Source organism: Achromobacter xylosoxidans A8, from assembly GCF_000165835.1.
Lineage (GTDB): Bacteria > Pseudomonadota > Gammaproteobacteria > Burkholderiales > Burkholderiaceae_B > Achromobacter > Achromobacter xylosoxidans_B.
In genome coordinates, this window is record NC_014640.1 from 2223925 (window position 1) to 2242084 (window position 18160).

Genomic DNA, 18160 nt, shown 5'->3' on the forward strand with positions numbered 1-18160 from the left:
GGTGCGTTTGCCGGAAACGGCTCGCGTGCCTGATCCAGGGCCGTACCGAGTAATATTTTCGTGTAATGATAAGGAGGCTGCGCGTAGCCCTTGAGACCTATGGCCGCGCGCGAAGCATCCAAGGAAAACAAAGGAAGACGTGGTGGCAAAGAAACACAAGATTGCGGTGATCCCTGGAGACGGCATCGGCAAGGAAGTCGTGCCCGAGGGCTTGAAGGTGCTGGACGCGGTCGCAACGCGATTCGGCATCGATTTTCAGTGGGACCATTTCGACTGGAGCTGCGACTACTACGCCAAGCACGGCAAGATGATGCCGGACGACTGGCAGGCGCAGATCGGCCAGCACGAAGCGATTTTCTTCGGTTCCATCGGCTGGCCCGCCACGGTGCCTGACCACGAAGCGCTGTGGGGTTCGCTGTTCAAGTTCCGCCGCGAATTCGACCAATACATCAACCTGCGTCCCGTGCGCCTGATGCCCGGCGTGCCTTCGCCGCTGAAGGATCGCCAGCCGGGCGAGATCGACTTCTTCATCGTGCGCGAGAACACGGAAGGCGAATACTCGAACAGCGGTGGCCGCCTGTTCGCGGGCACCGAGCGCGAAGTGGTCATCCAGGAAAGCGTATTCACGCGCATCGGCGCCGACCGCGTGCTCAAGTTCGCCTTCGAACTGGCGCAGAAGCGCGGCAAGCATCTCACTGCGGCAACCAAGTCCAACGGCATTTCCATTTCGATGCCCTGGTGGGACGAGCGCGTGGCGGAGATGGCCGAGAAGTACCCGGACGTGCGCTGGGACAAGTACCACATCGACATCCTGTGCGCGCATTTCGTGCAGCATCCGGACTGGTTCGACGTGGTGGTGGCTTCCAACCTGTTTGGCGACATCCTGTCCGACCTGGGCCCGGCCTGCACGGGTACCATCGGCATCGCGCCTTCGGCCAACCTGAACCCGGAACGCAAGTTCCCGTCCTTGTTCGAACCGGTACACGGTTCGGCGCCGGACATCTACGGCAAGGGCATCGCCAATCCTATTGGCCAGATCTGGAGCGGCGCGCTGATGCTGGATTTCCTGGGTTATCCGGACGCTTCGGCGGCAGTGGTCAAGGCTATCGAAACAGTCCTGGCGGAAGGTCCCCGCACCCGTGACATGAAGGGCGACGCCTCCACCGCCGACGTCGGCAGCGCGATTGCCGCGCTGGTCGTCGCGGGCTGAGACAGGCTGCCGACCGGGCTCCAGGCTAGTCAATGGACGAATCTGGCTTTTCCCCCACCGTTGCCCATGTGGGCGGCGGACGGGCCGACCGTTTCGTGCGCAAGCTGTTCCGCGTGCTGCGATCGCGCACGCAGAGGCACAACCAGCATTTGTGGCCCTTTGTCCGGATCTGGAGGGATAGATCCGGCGCGATCGGCGGCTTTCGCGCCTTTGGCCGGTCGCAGCCGGTCACGCCGCTTGCTCAGGGATACGATCCCGCCGACGAGGAAGTGCATCTGATCCTGAGCGGCCCGTCGGTCACCCAGATACCCTACGACCGGCTCGACATCCGGGCGGCGATGGGTGTGAACGGCGCCATCGTGCTGGCGCGCAAGTTCGACCTGCCGTTCAAGTACTACTGCATCATCGACCAGAACTTCGTCCGCGAACGTATAGACCTGGTGCGCGAGATCGTGTCGCGCGACCTGACCCTGTACGTCTTGCCCGAGGTCCTGCGCTACATCATGCAGGGGCTGCCGCAGGATGCGATTCGCTGCCGCATCTGCGTCATCGAAATGATCTCCGAACGGGCCTACCAGCGTATTTCCGCGCCGGCCGTGCTCCAGCGCATGGCGGCGGCCTCGCCCGACGTGCAGTTGCTGGACGCGAAGCGCGGCATGGGATTCAGTTTCAACGTGGAGTTGGGCGTGTTCGATGCCGATACCGTGGCCTATGCCGCCTTGCAGGTGCTGGTATCTAGTGGAGCCCGCAAGGTCTATGCGCACGGGCTGGACCTGACGTTGCAAAATGGCTTGCGCTTCTATGACGAAGGACAGAAGCCCCAGGCCAGCAGGCTGGCGCGCAAGTTCTCGCATCTGATCGAACCGTCGTTCCGCTTTGCCGCCGCGCATTGGCGCGCCCGCGGTATCTCGGTGTTCAACCTGTCGCCCATCAGCGCCTTGCCGGCCGACGTCATCGAGCGCGCCGACTGGCAGGTCTTGCTGAAGGAATAGGTTTCTGGCGGCCTGGTCCCGGACGCGACTGTCCGGGACCAGGCCTGCCGCGCATCAGTGCGCGCCAGCCGCCGCTTCAGCCGCGCCGCCGCCGCCGCCCGCCTTGGCCGATCGCGGACGGGCGAACCAGACTAGGCCGGTCAGGGCCAGGAAGATGATGGCGGACGCATAGAACACGTCCACCGCCGACATGGTGAAGGCTTGCGTATTGATCAGCCCGTCCACCATGGTCAGCGCTTGCTGATGCGACATCCCCAGCCCATTCTGCAGCGCCGCCATGGTCTGGTCGAACGCCTGCTGGCCGGGCTTGGCGACTTCGGTCAGTTGCGAGTGATGCATGGTCGCGCGGTTTTCCCACAGCGTGGTGGCGATGGACGTGCCGAACGCGCCCGCCGTCAAGCGCAGGAAGTTCGACAGGCCCGAGGCCGCGGGAATGCGCCACGGCTCGATGCCGGACAGCGTGATCGAGGTGAGCGGCACGAAGAACGTCGCCATGGCCGCGCCCTGGATGATGGTCGGGACCATCAACGTGCGGACGTCGGTTTGCGTGTTGAATCCCGAACGCATGAAGCACACCAGCGCGAAGATCAGGAACGCCACCGTCGCGATCTGCCGCGGGTCGCGCGTGGCCAGCATCTTGCCGACGATGGGCGTCAGCAGGATCGCCAGCAGGCCGACCGGGGCGGTCACCAGCCCCGCGTAGGTCGCGGTGTAGCCCATATTGCTCTGCAGCCATAGCGGCAGCAGCACCACATTGCCGAAGAAGACGCCGTACGCCACCGCCAGGGTCAGCGCGCCGACCGTGAAGTTGCGGATCTTGAACAGGCGCAGGTCCACCACGGGGTGCGCGTCAGTCAGTTCCCAGATCAGGAAAAAGACGAAGGCGACGAAGGCGGTCGCGGCCAGCGCAATGATGGTGCCGCTGGCGAACCAATCCAGCTCCTTGCCCTTGTCCAGCATGATCTGCAGCGCGCCCACCCACAGCACCAGCAGCGCCAGGCCGACCTTGTCGATCGGCAGCTTGCGCGTGACGGACTCCCGGCCGCCATAGATGCGCCAACTGATCCAGGCGGCCAGCAGGCCCACCGGCACGTTGATGTAGAAGATCCAGGGCCAGGTGTAGTTGTCGGAGATCCAGCCGCCCAGCAAGGGCCCGGCGACGGGCGCGACCAGCGTGGTCATGGACCAGACCGCCAGCGCCATGCCCGCCTTGGACTTGGGGAAGCTCGCCAGCATCAGCGCTTGCGACAGCGGGATCATGGGGCCGGCGACCGCGCCTTGCAGCACGCGGAATGCGATCAGCGCCTCCAGCGAAGGCGCAAAGCCGCACAGCCATGACGCCAGCACGAACAGCAGCGTGGAAACCAGGAACAGCCGCACCTGCCCGAAGCGTTGAGTGAGCCAGCCCGTGAGCGGCACCGTGATCGCGTTGGCCACGGCGAAGGAAGTGATGACCCAGGTGCCCTGGCTGGTGCTGACGCCAAGGTCGCCCGAGATGGTGGGAATGGACACGTTCGCGATCGAGGTGTCCAGCACGTTCATGAACACCGCCGTGGACAGCGCGATGGACCCGATGATGCGGGTCGCGCCTTCCAGTGGCGGGTAACCGCCAGGCGGGGGCGCCGGCGGGGCGGCGGGCTGCTTGGCTGCGCTCATGATGCGAGGTTGGCCTCGATGATCTTGCTGATCATGGTGTCGACTTCATCGTGGGCCGGCTCGAAGGCGCGCGTCGACCAGACCGGCTCCTTGCGTTCGGCCTGCGTCAGCGGTTCGCCTTCCTGCTTGCCCACATCCACTTCCACGTCCATGGACAGGCCCACGCGCAGCGGGTGCTTCTTCAGGTCTTCGGGATCCAGCGCGATGCGCACCGGCACGCGCTGCACCACCTTGATCCAGTTGCCGGTGGCGTTCTGGGCGGGCAGCAGGGCGAAGGCGCTGCCCGTGCCGGCGTCCAGCCCGGCGATGGTGCCGTGGTAGGTGACCGAACTGCCGTACAGGTCGGCAACCATCTTGGCGGGTTGGCCGATGCGCATCTTGCGCAACTGGCCTTCCTTGAAGTTGGCTTCGATCCAGACCTGGTCCAGCGGCACGACCGTCATCAGGGCGGAGCCGGGAGCGACGCGCTGGCCAACCTGCACGCTGCGCCGGGCTATCACCCCGCCCACCGGGGCGGGCAGCACGGTGCGCGATTGCGCCAGCCAGGCGTTGCGCAGGCCGGCCGCGGCCTGCTGCACGTCGGGGTGGTTGGCGACCGTGGTGCCCTGGGTCAGCGCCTGATTGGTGGCCAGCTTGGCGCGCGAGGCGGCCAGCGCGGCTCGGGCCTGGGCCAGACCGGATTGAGCGGACTTGAGCGCGGCTTCGGCGTGCAGGATCTCTTCGCCACTGACGCCGCCGGACTTGGCCAGTTGCTGGCGGCGGTTGACGTCGCTTTGCGCACGGGTCAGTTCAGCCTGGGCGCGCAGGATGTCGGCGTTGCGCAGGTCGACGTCGGCGGCCAGGGCGTCGTTCTGGACATAGATGGTGCGCACCTGCCGTACCGTTTGCGCGAGTTTGGCCTGGGCCTGCTGCAAGGCCACGTCGGTGTCGGCGGGGTCCAGGCGCACCAGCGGCTGGCCGGCGGCGACGGTCTCCGTGTCGTCGGCCTCGATGGCCACGACCGTGCCGGGCACCTGGGGCGTGATCTGCACCAGGTTGCCGTGCACGTAGGCGTCGTCGGTGCTCTCGAAATGGGCGCCGAACAGCGCCCACCAGATGCCGTAGGCGATCGCGATGAGGATGAAGGCCCCGGTGGCCAGCAGCAGCAGGCGTTTGCGGGCGGGGTTGGCGGCGGGAGTGGCTGCGGTCATGACGTCTGAATCCGGGGAGCGTTCAATGGGTAGGGTTCGTGGCGGGGGCCGGTTCGGCCGCGGGGGCGTAGCCGCCGCCCAGCGCGTTGGCGAGGCTGGCGTCCAGCTGATAGGCGCGGATGCGCAGATCGGTGTCCAGCCGCGCCTGGGTCAGCACGCCGGTCTGCGCGATGAGCACAGAAATGTAGTTGCCCATGCCGGCCCGGTAGCGCTTGACCGCGAGGTCATAGGCGGCGTCGATGGCTTCGCGGGCCTGGCGCTGCTGGGCTTTTTCCTGGTCCAGCAGGCGCAGTCCGTCGAGCGCGTCGGCCACCTGGTGCACGGCGTCCAGCACGGTCTGGTTGTAGTCCGATACCGCGAGGTCGGCGTCGGCGCGGCGCCCCGCCAGGTTCGCGTTCAGTTCTCCGCCGTGGAAGATCGGCAGCGTGACGGCAGGGCCGAAGCCGGCCATGCGGGCATCCGCGCCCAGCAGATTGCCGGTGCCCATGGCCTGGAAGCCGACGAATGCCGCCAGGTTCACGTTGGGGTAGAACTCGGCGCGGGCGCTGTCGATGGCGTGGCGGGCGGCCTCGGCGCGCCATTTCGCGGCGGTGACGTCGGGGCGGTGGCCCAGCAGGTCCAGTGGCACATTGGCAGGCACGCCGCCGGCGGGGGCGGTCAGTGCCACCGGCTGCAAGGATTGTCCGCGTTGCGGGCCGGCGCCGGCCAGGGCTGCGACCTGATTGCGCAACTGCGCCAGCGTGGTGTCGGTCTGGGTCAGTTCCACCTTGCCGGCTGCCAATGACGATTCCGCCTGCTTGACTTCCACCTGGGTGTCCAGCCCGGCCGTGTAGCGGCCCTGGGTCAGCGACAGCACCTCGGCGCGCTGGGCCAGCACGCGGTTGAGCACCTCGCGCTGGGCAAAGGCGTTCTGCAGATTGAGATAGGCGCGGACCATTGCGCCGGCCAACAGGTTGCGCGCCGCCTGGGCGTCGGCTGCGGCGGCGGCTTGCTGCGACACGGCCGCTTGCAGGCGCGAGCGGTTCTTGCCCCAGAAGTCCAGCTCATAGCTGAAGTCCAGGGCCAGCCGGTTGTCGCTGACGACCGAACCGCCCAAGGGCGCGGGATAGATGTAATCCTTCGACAGGTGTTCGCGGGTCAGCGTGTAGTTGGCGTCCACCCGGGGCAGCAGCGGCGCGCGTGCGATGCCGACGGCGGCGTTGGCCTTGGCCAGGCGGGCCTGCGCGGCGCTCATCGAAGGGTTATTGGCCAATCCCTCGTCCAGCAAGGCATTGAGCTGCGGGTCGCCGTAGCGCTGCCACCATTGGGTGTCAGGCCAGGCGGTGTCCTGGCTGGTCAGTCCAAGCTTGGCTCCGTCCAGCGTGGCCACGGGCTCGGAGCCGGATTCCATCAATGCGCAACCGCTCAGGGCCAGCACCAATACGGTAGTGAGAAGGCGTTTCATCCTGACTGTTTGCTGAAAGTAGTTGATTAATCTGTATTTGCCTAGGCAATTATTATGCCAAATAAAACCCCGGGAGCCGGGGCATGCTGGAGCGGTTGTCAGCGCTCCGGAGGCGCTGAAGAGGCGGAGCCGTTGGCGATCATGCGGCGCAGGAAATGCTTCAGCTGCGCGACTTCGTCGATGGAGAATCCGCGCAGGTGGTGATTCAGTACCCGCGCGATATTGGGAGGAATCTCGCGCGCCTTGGCTTCGCCGACCTCGGTAAGTTCGATCTTGACGACGCGGCGGTCTTCCTGACAGCGGTTGCGGCGCAGCAGGCCCTTGGCTTCCAGGCGGTCCAGCGCACGGGTCATGGCGCCGGTGTCCATGCCGGTGAGCCGGGCCAGCTCCGCGGGCGTGTCGGCGCGTCCCTGGAAAACCAGCAGAATGGGGCGCCATTGCATGGCGGTGAGTTCCAGCGGGGCCATTTCCTGATCCAGCATCCGGTTCAACGAATTGGAGACCAGTTTGATCAGGAAACCGGCGTTGTCCTCCATCAAGCAGCGGGCGTCGCCGCGGTAATGGACAGGCGTATCGGACGAAGAGAGGGGAGGCGCGGCAGTCATATGCGCCGAATTTTACTGCCTAGTCAGTTATTGTCAAGGCTGCATCTTTGCCGTCGTGTCGGGCTGCGCGGATGCCGGCGCCTGCTTGCGCAGGCCCGACCAGACGATGGCGGCCACGATCAAGGCGGCGCCGGCCATCATGCGGGGCGTGGGCTCCTGGCTGAACAGGATCCAGGCGAAGCCGATGGCGTATACGGGTTCCAGCGCGATGACCAGCCCGGCGCTGCGCGCGTTGAGCCGCGTCAGGCTGGACACGAACAGGTAGTGGGACAAGCCGGTGCAGAAGATGCCCAGCAGCGCCAGCCAGAACCAGTCCAAGGCAGGCAGCGCCGGCAGTTGGGACACGGCGAACGGCAGCATCACCAGCGCCACCACCAGGTTTTGCCAGCACGCTACCTGCATCGGGTCCATGCCCGAGGCTGAACGGCGGTTGCTCAAGGCCAGCAGCGCGAAGCTCAGCCCCGACAACAGGCCCCAGGCCAGGCCGATGGTGCCCTGGTCGGCCAGGTCGAACGACGGGGTGACCAGCACCAGGCCGGCGGTGACCAGGCCCAGCAGCAGCCATTCGGTCGGGCGGATGCGCTCACGGAACAGCAGCCCCTCGAACAAGGTGATGAACGCAGGGAAGCTGGCGAAGCCCAGCGTGGCGATGGCGATGCCGCCCACCTTCACGGCAATGAAGAACGTGACCCAGTGTCCCGCCAGCAGGGCGCCCGACACCACCAGCACGAACAGCTGCGCCGGCGTCAGGGCGCCCAGCAGCGGCTTGCGGCGCATGCGGGCGAACAGCCCCAGCGCGAGCACTGCGAAGACGGCCCGGCCCAATGTGATCACGGCGGCGCTGGCCTGGATCAGTTCGCCGAACACGCCGGTCAGGCCGAATAGCACGGCGGCAACATGGATGTAGGTGAGAGCGCGGTGTCGGGTCATGCGTGAGAAAAATATGGCCGGGAAAGCGTGGGCAAAGGCGTGCGGTGTTTTTGCACTGAACATAAAATCATCGCATGAATCGCCTTGCCAAGCTTTTGCCGTCCTTCCGTCCGTCCAGCCGCGCTGCCGGCTTCTTCCTGGCGACCCTGGGCGCGGTCCTGTTTTCGGCCAAGGCCATCGTGGTGAAGTTCACCTACCGCTACGGCATCGACGCGGTCACCCTCATCGCCTTCCGCATGCTGTTCGCCATGCCGTTTTTCGCGGCGGTGGCCTGGCATCAGTCGCGCCGCGCGGCGCGCGGCGAAATCCCCACTATGACCTGGAAGGAACGCGCGCAGGTTTGCGTGCTGGGTCTGCTGGGCTACTACCTGTCCAGCTTCCTGGACTTTCTGGGACTGCGCTACATCACCGCCAGCTTGGAGCGCCTGATCCTGTTCCTCTCGCCTTCGCTGGTGGTACTGCTGTCGGCGTTCTGGTTCAAGCGCCCGGTCGAGCGCCGCCAGTGGATGGCCATGGTGCTGTCCTACGCCGGGGTGGTGCTGGTGTTCGCCCACGACCTGTCCTTCGGCGGCGGCGAGGTGCTGTTAGGGTCTTTGTTCGTTTTCGGATCGGCCGCAAGCTATTCTGTGTACCTGATCTGTTCGGGAGAACTGGTCAAGCGCTTGGGCGCGACGCGCCTGGTGGCGTATGCCATGCTGGTGTCCTGCGTGGCCTGCATCATCCAGTTCTTTGTCGTGCATCCCCCGGCCATGCTGATTCAGCCTGCCGGGGTCTATGGTTATTCGGTGATCCACGCCACGCTGAATACGGTGGTGCCGGTGTTCATGCTGATGTGGGCGGTCGCGCTGATCGGCGCGCCCACCGCGTCGCTGCTGGGCATGATCGGGCCGGTGTCGGTGCTGTTTCTGGCGTCGTGGTTCCTGCAAGAGCCCATCACGGTATGGCAGATGGCGGGGACCGCGTTGGTGCTGGCTGGGGTATTCGCGCTGATGGGGGGCGGGGCCGGCAGGCTTGCGTCGGCCAGGCAGGGCGAGGCCCGGCCATCGCGTTGAATCTGGTTTTTCTCGTTCAAGGGCCGCAGACAGGCCCTCGTTAGCAATTTTTCCAATGAAAGGAGGCCAGCATGGCCAGCAATCTCGTCAAGGCAATTCGTATCGAGCAGCACGGTGGTCCTGAAGTCCTGAAGCTGGTCGAGGTGGAAGTGCCTCCGCCCGCCGCCAATGAAGTCACGATCGAGCAGCATGCCGCCGGCCTGAACTTCATCGATATCTATTTCCGCACGGGCTTGTATCCCCATCCGCTGCCCCACGGCCTGGGCTTTGAAGGCGCGGGTGTGGTGACCGCGGTCGGCGCCGAGGTCACGCATCTGAAGAAGGGAGACCGCGTTGCCTACGGCCAGAGCCCGATCGGCGCCTACGCCAAGGCGCGCAACGTGCCGGCCGCGCAGGTCGTCAAGGTGCCCAAGGGCATCGGTTTCGACGAAGCGGCGGCCCTGATGCTCAAGGGTCTGACGGTGCAGTACCTGTTCCGCCAGACCTACCGCCTGCAAGGGGGCGAGACCATCCTGTTCCATGCGGCCGCCGGCGGCGTGGGCCTGATCGCATGCCAATGGGCCAAGGCCCTGGGCGTGAAGCTGATCGGCACGGTCTCCAGCCCCGAGAAGGCGGAGCTGGCCCGCGCCAACGGCGCCTGGGAAACCATCGACTATTCGCGCGAGAACGTGGCCGAGCGCGTGCTGGAACTGACCGGCGGCAAGAAGGTGCCGGTGGTATATGACGGCGTGGGCAAGGACACCTGGGAAACGTCGCTGGACTGCATCGAACCGCGCGGCCTGATGGTGAGCTTTGGCAACGCGTCCGGCCCCGTGTCGGGCGTCAACCTGGCGACGCTGAACCAGAAGGGCTGCCTGTACGTGACGCGCCCGTCGCTGGGCCTGCACGTGAACACGCTGGCCAAGCTGCAAGCCGCTTCCGAGGAACTGTTCGACCTGGTCCTGAAGAAGAAGATCAAGGTCCGCATTGACCAGCGCTATACGCTGGAGCAGGCCGGCGAGGCGCAGACTGCGCTGGCCGGACGCAAGACCACCGGCGCCACGGTGCTGATGCTGGACTGATCCGGAAACCGCGATGCGCTCCGGCCCGCAGGGGCTGTGGCGCCTGGCCCGGTACCGCGCTGCGCGCGTTGCCGGGCTTTTTCTTGCGCCGTGCCCTGGAAAAACGCACCGCCGGGGGGCGCAAGCCCGGGCTGGCGGGCGCGCTGCCAGGGCTTTCCCGCTGCGCCGTGCGCAGAATGACAAATCGCCATGCACGGTCCGACAAGCCTTGCGGGAATGCCGTTGCTATCCTGGCTTCAACCATTTCGTTGGAGCTTCGAATGTCTTCAGCAAGCGCAATCGCCGCCGGCCACGCCGGTTCTGACCGCCCGGAACTGGCCGCCATCCGGGAAGCCATGCTCATCGATGGCAAGCCGGTGCGCGTGGGGCAAGGCGCGCCCATCGCGGTCCATGATCCGGCCACGGGCGAAGTCATCGCCCATCAACCCGACGCTGGACCGCTGCAGGTGGATCTGGCCGTACAGGCCGCCAGGCGCGCCTTCGAGTCCGGTCCCTGGCGCGACATGCTGCCTGCCGGGCGCGAGCGCCTGTTGCTGAAACTGGCCGACCTGGTCGAGCTGCACGGCACGGAACTGGCCCGCCTGGAAACCCTGAACAACGGCAAGCTGCTGGGCGTCGCGCAGGGCCTGGAAGTCGGCTCGGGCGCGCAGTGGCTGCGCTACATGGCGGGTTGGACGACCAAGATCACGGGCGACACGCTGTCGCTGTCCATACCGTTTCCTCCCGGCGTCCGCTACAGCGCCTACACCCTGCCGCAGGCCGTGGGCGTGGTGGCGGCGATCATCCCGTGGAATTTCCCGCTGCTGATGGCGATCTGGAAGATCGCTCCCGCCCTGGCCGCGGGCTGCACCGTGGTGCTCAAGCCGGCCGAGGAAACGCCGCTGACGGCATTGCGCCTGGCCGAGCTGGTGCTGGAAGCAGGCTTCCCGCCCGGCGTCGTCAACGTCGTGACCGGGCGGGGCGAGACCGCTGGCGCCGCGCTGGTCGCGCATCCCGGCGTGGACAAGATCGCGTTCACGGGCTCGACCGAAGTCGGCAAGCTGATCGGACGCGCCGCGATGGACGACATGAAGCGGGTTTCGCTGGAACTGGGCGGCAAATCCCCGGTGATCGTGTTGGACGATTGCGACGTCGACCGCGCCGTGCAGGGAGCCGCAGCCGCCATTTTCTTCAACCAGGGGCAGGTTTGCACGGCGGGCTCGCGCCTGTATGTGCAAAGGAACCTGTATCCCAAGGTCGTCGAGGGACTGGCCGATCTGGCCGCCGGCATGAGACTCGGGTCCGGATTCGACCCCGCCACGCAGGTCGGCCCGCTGGTGTCGGCCCGTCACCAGAAGCGCGTCATGGATTACATCGATATCGGACGCAACGAAGGCGGACGCGTCCTGGCGGGAGGGGGGCGCGGAACCGGCTCGGGCTACTTCGTGCAGCCCACGGTTTTTGCGGACGTGCCGTCGGACGCGCGCATCGCCCGCGAGGAAATCTTCGGCCCTGTCGTGGTGGCGCAGCCTTTCGACACCCTGGACGATGCCGTGCGGCTGGCCAACGACAGTGCCTACGGCCTGGGCGCCAGTCTCTGGAGCAACGATCTCTCCCGCGTGCAAAGCCTGATCCCGCGCGTCGATGCCGGCACCGTCTGGGTCAACACGCACAACATGCTGGATCCCAACATGCCTTTTGGCGGATTCAAGCAATCCGGCATCGGCCGCGAGCACGGCCGCGCCGTGCTGGAGATGTACCTGGAACGGAAGTCCGTTTGCATCGCTTACTAGAACGGTGATCGCGCGGCCCAAGCCGGGAAATACCGGCGGCCGCGCCTTCGCGACACCAAGGGGAAGACATGGCAGGCAGGACAAGGAGCCGGGCCCACAGGCGGGCGGCGCTGCTGCTCGCGTGCGCGGCAGCGTCGCAGGCGGCATGGGCGGGAGACCCCAGCGCGCGCGATTGGATACCCGCGCCGGTGGGCACCAACATCATCGCCGGGTATATGGCCGGGCTGAGGTCTTCGGGCCTGTATGCCGAAGGCTCGCGCGTGGACGGCGGATCGGTCGACGTCAACACGCTGGTCTATCGCCAGATGCACTATCGCGACTTCTACGGCAAGACGGTGCAGCTGGAATTCATCGTGCCGATGATCCGGACCTCGCAGGACCTGCCCGGCATGGCGGGCGACCACCAGACCGGCATCGGCGACGTGACGCTAGGTTCGGCGATCTGGTTCTACAACAATGAGCAGACCCGGACCTGGTTCGCTTGGGAGCCGTTCGTCGTGGCGCCCGTGGGCCGCTACGACGGTTCGCGCCCCGATGTGTCGCCGGGCAAGAACCGCTGGTCCACCGTCCAGGATTTCTCCTTCGTGCAGGGCTTTGGCGAATCCACGTATCTGGAAGCCATCGCGGAAGTGGAGATCTACGGCCGCAATACCGATTGGCATGGGCAGACGCTGAAGAAGGATCCCTCGTTCCGCTTTTTCGCGCTGGCCTCGACCAACCTGACGCCGGACACTTACACCGGCATCCGCTACCGCTACGAGACGGGCGGCAAGGAAACCTCGTCCGGCGAGACCGTCGCCACGCGCGCGCGCAATCACCAACTGGCCGTCGAACTGACGCATCAGATCAACGACGCCAACCAGATTCAGATGCAGTACATCCACGACCTGAAGGTCGAGAACGGACCGCGGATGCGTGGCGTGCAGTTGCGCTACGTCTATGCGTTCTAGAGGAGCCGGATCATGAAACCAGGAGAATATCGATGAACGCGCCTAGCGCCAGATCATGTGCATCACGGGCCGGACGGTGGGCGCTGTGCGCCGCTCTGGCGGCGTCGGCGGGCCTGGCCCGGGCGGACCTGCCCGTGGAAGAACTGAAGGGCGGCACCCGCCTGCCGCCGGCCACGCCGCACCGGCTGTACGTGATGGACGCCGTCTTCAACCACCTGGTCGACAGCCGGGTCAACATCTATGACGGCGACTCCATGAAGTTCCTGGGCCTGGTGCCTACGTCGTTCAACGGCCACATGACCGTGTCCGCGGACGGCAAGGACATCTATGTCATGACGACCTACTACGAGCGCTTGAACCGCGGCAAGCGCACCGACGTGGTCGAGGCCTGGGACGCCGAAACGCTCACGCCCAGGTACGAGGTGCCGATCCCGCAGAAACGCGCGCAGGCGCTGAACTACCGGAACTATCTGCAGCAGAGCGCGGACGGGGAACTGCTGTTCGTGCAGAACGCCACGCCTGCGTCCTCGGTCACGGTGGTGAACCTGAAGACGCGCCAGTTCGCGGACGAGGTGACCGCGGCCGCGGGTTGCTGGAGCATCATCGTGCTGCCCTCGCGCCCGCGCAGCTTCGCCAGCATCTGCGGCGACGGCGCGCTGCTGACCGTGGACCTGGACCAGGCCGGCAAGCCGGCGGGGCAGCAGCGCAGCCAGCCCATGTTCGACCCCGAGAAGGACCCCATCTTCACGCACACGGAAAATCTGGGCGATACCTATTACTTCGTGTCCTACAACGGCAATGTCTACAGTGCCGACTTCAGTGGCAAGAATGCCGTGTTCGGCAAGTCCTGGTCTTTGCTGGACGCATCGGGCAAGGATCAGGGCTGGCGCCCTGGCGGCTACAACCTGTTGGCCATCAACAAGGCCGCCAAGCGGCTGTACGTGGGCATGCATCCGAACGGGGCCGAGGGTTCGCACAAGACGCCGGCCGCCGAGATCTGGGTCTACGACCTGGCCACGCACAAGAGGGTAGCGCGGGTGCCGGGCCAGAATGCCTTGTCGATGTCGGTCTCGCAGGACGACCAGCCGCGCCTGTACACGATCGATGGCGGCAACGTGAACGTCTATGACGCCGCGCCCGCCGCGCCGGTCCTCAAGGGTACGATCCAGGCCGCCGGCGAAACCGCGCTGCAGGTCGAACCACAACCGCGAGGTGCGCGATGAACGATCCTGTGCTGCTGTATGCCGCGAGCGCGGCGCTGGCCTGCGTGCTGCTTCTGGGCGCGCTGGAAAAACTGAAGGACATGGCGGGCTTCGCCGCCATCGTGTCGGCCTACCGGATCCTGCCTGCGGGCTGGAGCGGCGCATTTGCCTGGGCCTATGCGTTGAGCGAGGCGCTGGCCGGAACCCTGCTGCTTGCGCCGCCCTGGCAGGCGGCGGGCGCGCAGCTGGCGCTGCTGGTGCTGGCGGCGGCCACGCTGGCGCTGGCCTTCAACCTGCTGCGCGGCCACCGCGACATCGATTGCGGTTGCGGCGGTCCCGCGTCCAGTGGGCCGGGGCGAGGCGCGCAGCGGGGAGGGCTGTCGTGGTGGCTGGTGCTGCGCAACGCCGCGCTGGCGCTATGGACCGCGCCAGCCCTCATCGCCGCGGCGGGCCAGTCCCGCGGCCTGCTGTGGACCGATTCCGCAGCCGTTTTTGGCCTGGCCACCGCCGCCGTGGGCCTGTACTTCACCGCCAACCACCTGTTGGCCTCACACCTCAAGTTGCGCAATCTCTGAAGGAATTCACATGGATGCCTTGATCATTTCCAATTTCCTGCTGTGGGGCGTGGTGCTCTGCCTGGTGCTCGTCATCCTGGCGCTGTCGCGGCAGATCGGCGTGCTGTACGAGCGCGTGGCGCCGATGGGGGCGCTGACGATGGACAAGGGCCCGGGCGTGGGTGAGGCTGCGCCGCGCTTCGAACTGTCGGATCTGTTGGGCCGCCGCATCGTCGTGGGCGAACGCGGCCAGCACAGCCAACTGCTGTTCTTTCTTTCGCCGACCTGCCCGGTCTGCAAGAAGCTGCTGCCCATCCTGAAGTCGGTGGCCAGCACGGAAAGCGCGTGGCTGCGCATCGTCCTGGCCAGCGACGGCGAAATGCCCGAGCATCTGGCGTTCTACAAACAGGCGGGACTGGAACGGTTTCCGTACCTGCTGTCGACCGAACTGGGCATGAAGTTCCAGATCAGCAAGCTGCCTTATGCCGTGCTGATCGATGAAACCGGAACCTTGCGCGCCAAGGGCTTGATCAACTCGCGCGAACAGCTGGAAAGCCTGTTCACGGCGAAGGAGCTGGGCGTGGCGTCGGTGCAGGAGTTCCTGGCCGCCGGCACGCTGGAAGAAACCCGGATTTCCCGCAAGGAGAGCGGCAATGCACTGGCTGGATAAATTCGCAGAGCGCGCCACGCGCTCGGTCGCGCACACCACTTCCCGGCGCAGCGTGCTCAACCGCATCGGCCGAGCGCTGGTAGGAACGGCTTTCCTCATGCCGGTGCTGCCGGTGGCGCGTTCCGCGCCCGCGGATCCCAAGAAGCCGCAGATGGATGACACGGCGTGCGATTACTGGCGCTATTGCGCGGTGGACGGCTTTCTGTGTTCATGCTGCGGCGGCAGCATGACGTCCTGCCCGCCCGGCACCTCGCCCTCGGCGGTATCGTGGGTCGGCACCTGCCACAATCCGCTGGACGGCAAGGACTACCTGATCAGCTATAACGACTGCTGCGGCAAAGCCGCTTGCGGCAAATGCATGTGCGCATCCGCCGAGCGCGAGCGGCCGGGCTATCAGATGTTCCTGCACAACGATGTGAACTGGTGCATGTCAAACGAATCCTCCATCTTCCATTGCACCACGTCCGTGATCGTGGGCCTGGCCAAGCCCAAGCCGAAATCATGAATCCGGCGCAACGACCGCCGCAGCAGGGGTGGCGCTGGCTCTGTGCCGCCGCCGTCCTGCTCTGCGCGGGCCCGGCCGTTGCGCAGCATGCGGCGACCGATGCCGCGGCGACCGCGGCATCGGCCGCCGGTGCCGCGTCCGACCAACTGCGCCAGGCCGTCCGTGCCGACTATGTGCTGCAGTGCGCGGGCTGCCATCGGGTGGACGGACGCGGGAGCGGCCGCCATGGCATTCCCGACTTCCGCAATTCCGTGGGTTCGTTGGTGCATTTGCCGCAAGGCCGGGAGTATCTGGTGCGCGTGCCGGGGGCGGCGCAATCGCAGCTGAACAATGCCGAGCTCGCGGCCGTGCTGAATTGGATCGTGGAGGAATTCAGTCCCGCGCAATTGCCGGAGAACTTCCGTCCCTACACCGAACAGGAGGTGGCGCAGGTGCGTCCGCGCCGTTACGAGGACGTGGTGCCGGTGCGCCACGGATTGGCGCAGGCCTTGGCGGGACTGGGCTTGCCCTTGGCCGATTATTCCTATGGCAGCGACAGAAGACCCTAGCGGGCCTGAAATTTAGGGGTTGTCACCGATACTCCCTCGCGCCGGCCGGTGCTAGAAAGAGGCAGCATTTCATTCAACGCTGTAGCTGTGCTGTCGGGCTTGCCGCCCAGGCAGAAAGGCTCGGAGCCGCCATGTCCCCATCCCTTTTGCGCAGCGAGCCCAGGCATTTCCTGGACTGCGCAAGCTGGCAGGAAAATGTCAGCGATACCTTCGTTCCCCTGGAAGTCTCCGCGGTGTTTCCGGCCCGTTTCCGCAACAGCGTGGCGGTGGACTCGCTGGGCTGGATGCAGGTTTGCGAAATGCGCAGCAGCGCCCAACGCGTACGCCGCAGCAAGCTGCTGGCCGATCGTTCCGAGACGCCAGGATACAAGGTGACGCTGCAGCTCGCGGGCCGCAGCGAAATCCGCCAGTCGGGACGCAGCGCCTTGCTGGTGCCGGGCGAATGGAGCATCTACGACACCACCCGGCCGTACGAGGTCGAAGTCGACGATGGCGCGCACTTCCTGGTGATGCAGGTGCCCGGCAAGCATTTCGACGCCTGGCAGTCGTTCATGCAGAATGCCGTGGCGCGCAGCTTCAGTGCGCGCCAGGGTTGCGGGCGCATGGCGATGGATCTGCTGCGCGTAGCGCTGACCGAGCACGCGCACCTGTCCGAAAGCGCCTCGCGCGATGCCGCCAACGCGGTGCTGCAGATGATGGGGTTGGACATCAGCGAGCGGGCAGGGGGGCAAGCCGAACACGACCAGGCCGAACTGCGGCAGGCGCAATTGCGCCGGGTGCAGCAGCACATACTTGAAAACCTGCATGATCCGGCGCTGTCGCCGGCAGCCGCAGCGGCGGCCTTCCGGATGTCGCGCCGTTACCTCTACAACCTGTTCGCGCAGGCTTCCACGACTCCGGCCGACTTCATCCTCAGCGCGCGGCTGGAGCGTTGCCGCGATACGCTGCGCGACCCCGCCCAGGCGGCGCGGCCGATAGGCGACATCGCCTACAGATTCGGGTTCTCAGATGCGGCGCGTTTCAGCCACGCGTTCCGCAAGCGTTTCGGCGCGTCGCCGTCGGAGTACCGGCGCCATGGGCACACGGCTTGATCAGAGCTGTTCCTCGTTGATCAGGTCTTCCTTGCCGTAGAACTTCACGCCGATGTGGATGCGTTCGCGGCCCTGCGAGCGGCGGTGGCGGTTGGTGTCGCGCAGCGAATAGACGCAGCCGCAGTATTCCTGCTGGTAGAAGTTCTCGCGCTTGCTGATTTCGATCATGCGGGCGGAACCGCCGCCCTTGCGCCAGTTGTAGGTCCAGTAGACCAGGTCGTCGTAGCGCGCCGCGGCGCGTTCGCCGCAGCCGTTGATCTGGTTCATGTCCTTCCAGCGCGAGATGCCCAGCGAGCTGGTGATGGTGTCGAAACCATGCTCGTGCGCGTAGAGCGCGGTGCGTTCGAAGCGCATGTCGAAGCAGGCCGTGCAGCGCTCGCCGCGTTCGGGGGCGTCTTCCATGCCCTTGACGCGGTCGAACCAGTTGTCCATGTCGTAGTCGGCGTCGATGAATTCGATGCCGTGCTGCTCGGCGAAGCGGATGTTCTCCTGCTTGCGGATTTCGTACTCTTTGACCGGATGGATGTTCGGGTTGTAGAAGTAGATGGCGTAGTCGATGCCCGAGGCGGTCATCGCTTCCATGACTTCGCCGGAACAGGGCGCGCAGCAGGAGTGCATCAGCACTTTGCTGCGGCCGGCGGGCAGGTCGAGTTTGGGGCGCACGAGTTCAGACATGGCTTGCGAGCTACAAATAAGGCGGAAAACTCCTTATTTTACGCTGAGTTGCC

General features: G+C 65.9%; 18 protein-coding genes. 12 read left to right on the plus strand and 6 right to left on the minus strand.

What is annotated here, in order from left to right; translation table 11 throughout:
- The first annotated feature begins 142 nt into the window (after window positions 1-142).
- The gene (locus AXYL_RS10485) at window positions 143-1210 is read left to right on the plus strand and encodes a tartrate dehydrogenase (protein WP_013392767.1); all 1068 of its coding nucleotides are present in this window, start codon (window positions 143-145) and stop codon (window positions 1208-1210) included.
- 32 nt (window positions 1211-1242) lie between these two features.
- Complete coding sequence (locus AXYL_RS10490) at window positions 1243-2202, plus strand: hypothetical protein (RefSeq protein WP_013392768.1); 960 nt, start codon at window positions 1243-1245, stop codon at window positions 2200-2202.
- Window positions 2203-2256: 54 nt separating this feature from the next.
- Here the strand turns inward: AXYL_RS10490 and AXYL_RS10495 are convergent, their stop codons facing one another.
- The 5 genes from AXYL_RS10495 to AXYL_RS10515 form a co-directional block, all read right to left on the minus strand.
- A complete protein-coding gene (locus tag AXYL_RS10495) occupies window positions 2257-3858 on the minus strand; it encodes a DHA2 family efflux MFS transporter permease subunit (RefSeq protein ID WP_013392769.1) in 1602 nt (533 codons plus the stop codon).
- Window positions 3855-5048: an efflux RND transporter periplasmic adaptor subunit gene (locus tag AXYL_RS10500; protein ID WP_013392770.1), complete on the minus strand. Its 1194-nt coding sequence runs from the start codon at window positions 5046-5048 to the stop codon at window positions 3855-3857. The genes AXYL_RS10495 and AXYL_RS10500 overlap by 4 nt, the downstream gene beginning before the upstream one ends.
- A 22-nt stretch (window positions 5049-5070) precedes the next feature.
- Window positions 5071-6492 carry an efflux transporter outer membrane subunit gene (locus tag AXYL_RS10505; RefSeq protein WP_013392771.1) on the minus strand — a complete coding sequence of 474 codons (1422 nt, stop codon included), beginning with the start codon at window positions 6490-6492 and terminating at the stop codon, window positions 5071-5073.
- 98 nt (window positions 6493-6590) lie between these two features.
- Window positions 6591-7097, minus strand: a complete 507-nt coding sequence (locus tag AXYL_RS10510; RefSeq protein WP_013392772.1) for a MarR family winged helix-turn-helix transcriptional regulator — start codon at window positions 7095-7097, stop codon at window positions 6591-6593.
- A 33-nt stretch (window positions 7098-7130) separates the two neighbouring features.
- Window positions 7131-8027 (minus strand): DMT family transporter, encoded by an 897-nt coding sequence (locus AXYL_RS10515; protein ID WP_041655376.1) that lies wholly within the window; start codon window positions 8025-8027, stop codon window positions 7131-7133.
- 74 nt (window positions 8028-8101) lie between these two features.
- On the opposite strand from AXYL_RS10515, the gene AXYL_RS10520 reads away from it, so the two are divergent.
- From AXYL_RS10520 to AXYL_RS10565, 10 genes are all read left to right on the plus strand, one after another.
- A complete protein-coding gene (locus tag AXYL_RS10520) occupies window positions 8102-9079 on the plus strand; it encodes a DMT family transporter (protein WP_013392774.1) in 978 nt (325 codons plus the stop codon).
- A 71-nt stretch (window positions 9080-9150) separates the two neighbouring features.
- Window positions 9151-10140, plus strand: a complete 990-nt coding sequence (locus AXYL_RS10525) for a quinone oxidoreductase family protein (protein ID WP_013392775.1) — start codon at window positions 9151-9153, stop codon at window positions 10138-10140.
- A 260-nt stretch (window positions 10141-10400) separates the two neighbouring features.
- Window positions 10401-11912: a phenylacetaldehyde dehydrogenase StyD gene (gene styD, locus AXYL_RS10530; protein ID WP_013392776.1), complete on the plus strand. Its 1512-nt coding sequence runs from the start codon at window positions 10401-10403 to the stop codon at window positions 11910-11912.
- Window positions 11913-11980: 68 nt separating this feature from the next.
- Window positions 11981-12862, plus strand: coding sequence for a transporter (locus AXYL_RS10535; protein ID WP_013392777.1), 882 nt, complete (start codon window positions 11981-11983; stop codon window positions 12860-12862).
- Between the two features lie 32 nt (window positions 12863-12894).
- Window positions 12895-14085, plus strand: a complete 1191-nt coding sequence (locus AXYL_RS10540; RefSeq protein WP_013392778.1) for an amine dehydrogenase large subunit — start codon at window positions 12895-12897, stop codon at window positions 14083-14085.
- Window positions 14082-14639 (plus strand): MauE/DoxX family redox-associated membrane protein, encoded by a 558-nt coding sequence (locus AXYL_RS10545; protein ID WP_013392779.1) that lies wholly within the window; start codon window positions 14082-14084, stop codon window positions 14637-14639. The genes AXYL_RS10540 and AXYL_RS10545 overlap by 4 nt, the downstream gene beginning before the upstream one ends.
- A 10-nt stretch (window positions 14640-14649) precedes the next feature.
- Window positions 14650-15288, plus strand: coding sequence for a methylamine dehydrogenase accessory protein MauD (mauD, locus tag AXYL_RS10550; protein ID WP_013392780.1), 639 nt, complete (start codon window positions 14650-14652; stop codon window positions 15286-15288).
- On the plus strand, window positions 15272-15793 hold the full coding sequence (locus AXYL_RS10555; protein ID WP_013392781.1) for a methylamine dehydrogenase light chain: 522 nt from the start codon (window positions 15272-15274) through the stop codon (window positions 15791-15793). The genes mauD and AXYL_RS10555 overlap by 17 nt, the downstream gene beginning before the upstream one ends.
- The gene (locus AXYL_RS10560) at window positions 15790-16341 is read left to right on the plus strand and encodes a cytochrome c (protein WP_013392782.1); all 552 of its coding nucleotides are present in this window, start codon (window positions 15790-15792) and stop codon (window positions 16339-16341) included. Before AXYL_RS10555 ends, AXYL_RS10560 begins: the two co-directional genes overlap by 4 nt.
- 131 nt (window positions 16342-16472) lie before the next feature.
- Window positions 16473-17432 (plus strand): helix-turn-helix domain-containing protein, encoded by a 960-nt coding sequence (locus AXYL_RS10565; protein WP_013392783.1) that lies wholly within the window; start codon window positions 16473-16475, stop codon window positions 17430-17432.
- Here AXYL_RS10565 and AXYL_RS10570 read toward each other — a convergent pair whose 3' ends face one another.
- Entirely contained in the window at window positions 17433-18107 is a 675-nt protein-coding gene (locus tag AXYL_RS10570) for an epoxyqueuosine reductase QueH (RefSeq protein WP_013392784.1), read from the minus strand. It lies immediately after the preceding gene.
- Between the last annotated feature and the right edge of the window lie 53 nt (window positions 18108-18160).

What these genes read in the sequence shown, in the direction of transcription:
- AXYL_RS10565 (WP_013392783.1), top strand. Translation starts at nt 16,473, where the DNA reads ATGTCCCCATCCCTTTTGCGCAGCGAGCCCAGGCATTTCCTGGACTGC.
- AXYL_RS10510 (WP_013392772.1), bottom strand. Translation starts at nt 7,097, where the DNA reads ATGACTGCCGCGCCTCCCCTCTCTTCGTCCGATACGCCTGTCCATTAC.
- AXYL_RS10560 (WP_013392782.1), top strand. Translation starts at nt 15,790, where the DNA reads ATGAATCCGGCGCAACGACCGCCGCAGCAGGGGTGGCGCTGGCTCTGT.
- AXYL_RS10515 (WP_041655376.1), bottom strand. Translation starts at nt 8,027, where the DNA reads ATGACCCGACACCGCGCTCTCACCTACATCCATGTTGCCGCCGTGCTA.
- AXYL_RS10540 (WP_013392778.1), top strand. Translation starts at nt 12,895, where the DNA reads ATGAACGCGCCTAGCGCCAGATCATGTGCATCACGGGCCGGACGGTGG.
- styD (WP_013392776.1), top strand. Translation starts at nt 10,401, where the DNA reads ATGTCTTCAGCAAGCGCAATCGCCGCCGGCCACGCCGGTTCTGACCGC.
- AXYL_RS10525 (WP_013392775.1), top strand. Translation starts at nt 9,151, where the DNA reads ATGGCCAGCAATCTCGTCAAGGCAATTCGTATCGAGCAGCACGGTGGT.
- AXYL_RS10490 (WP_013392768.1), top strand. Translation starts at nt 1,243, where the DNA reads ATGGACGAATCTGGCTTTTCCCCCACCGTTGCCCATGTGGGCGGCGGA.
- AXYL_RS10570 (WP_013392784.1), bottom strand. Translation starts at nt 18,107, where the DNA reads ATGTCTGAACTCGTGCGCCCCAAACTCGACCTGCCCGCCGGCCGCAGC.
- AXYL_RS10505 (WP_013392771.1), bottom strand. Translation starts at nt 6,492, where the DNA reads ATGAAACGCCTTCTCACTACCGTATTGGTGCTGGCCCTGAGCGGTTGC.
- AXYL_RS10555 (WP_013392781.1), top strand. Translation starts at nt 15,272, where the DNA reads ATGCACTGGCTGGATAAATTCGCAGAGCGCGCCACGCGCTCGGTCGCG.
- AXYL_RS10535 (WP_013392777.1), top strand. Translation starts at nt 11,981, where the DNA reads ATGGCAGGCAGGACAAGGAGCCGGGCCCACAGGCGGGCGGCGCTGCTG.
- AXYL_RS10545 (WP_013392779.1), top strand. Translation starts at nt 14,082, where the DNA reads ATGAACGATCCTGTGCTGCTGTATGCCGCGAGCGCGGCGCTGGCCTGC.
- AXYL_RS10495 (WP_013392769.1), bottom strand. Translation starts at nt 3,858, where the DNA reads ATGAGCGCAGCCAAGCAGCCCGCCGCCCCGCCGGCGCCCCCGCCTGGC.
- AXYL_RS10500 (WP_013392770.1), bottom strand. Translation starts at nt 5,048, where the DNA reads ATGACCGCAGCCACTCCCGCCGCCAACCCCGCCCGCAAACGCCTGCTG.
- mauD (WP_013392780.1), top strand. Translation starts at nt 14,650, where the DNA reads ATGGATGCCTTGATCATTTCCAATTTCCTGCTGTGGGGCGTGGTGCTC.
- AXYL_RS10520 (WP_013392774.1), top strand. Translation starts at nt 8,102, where the DNA reads ATGAATCGCCTTGCCAAGCTTTTGCCGTCCTTCCGTCCGTCCAGCCGC.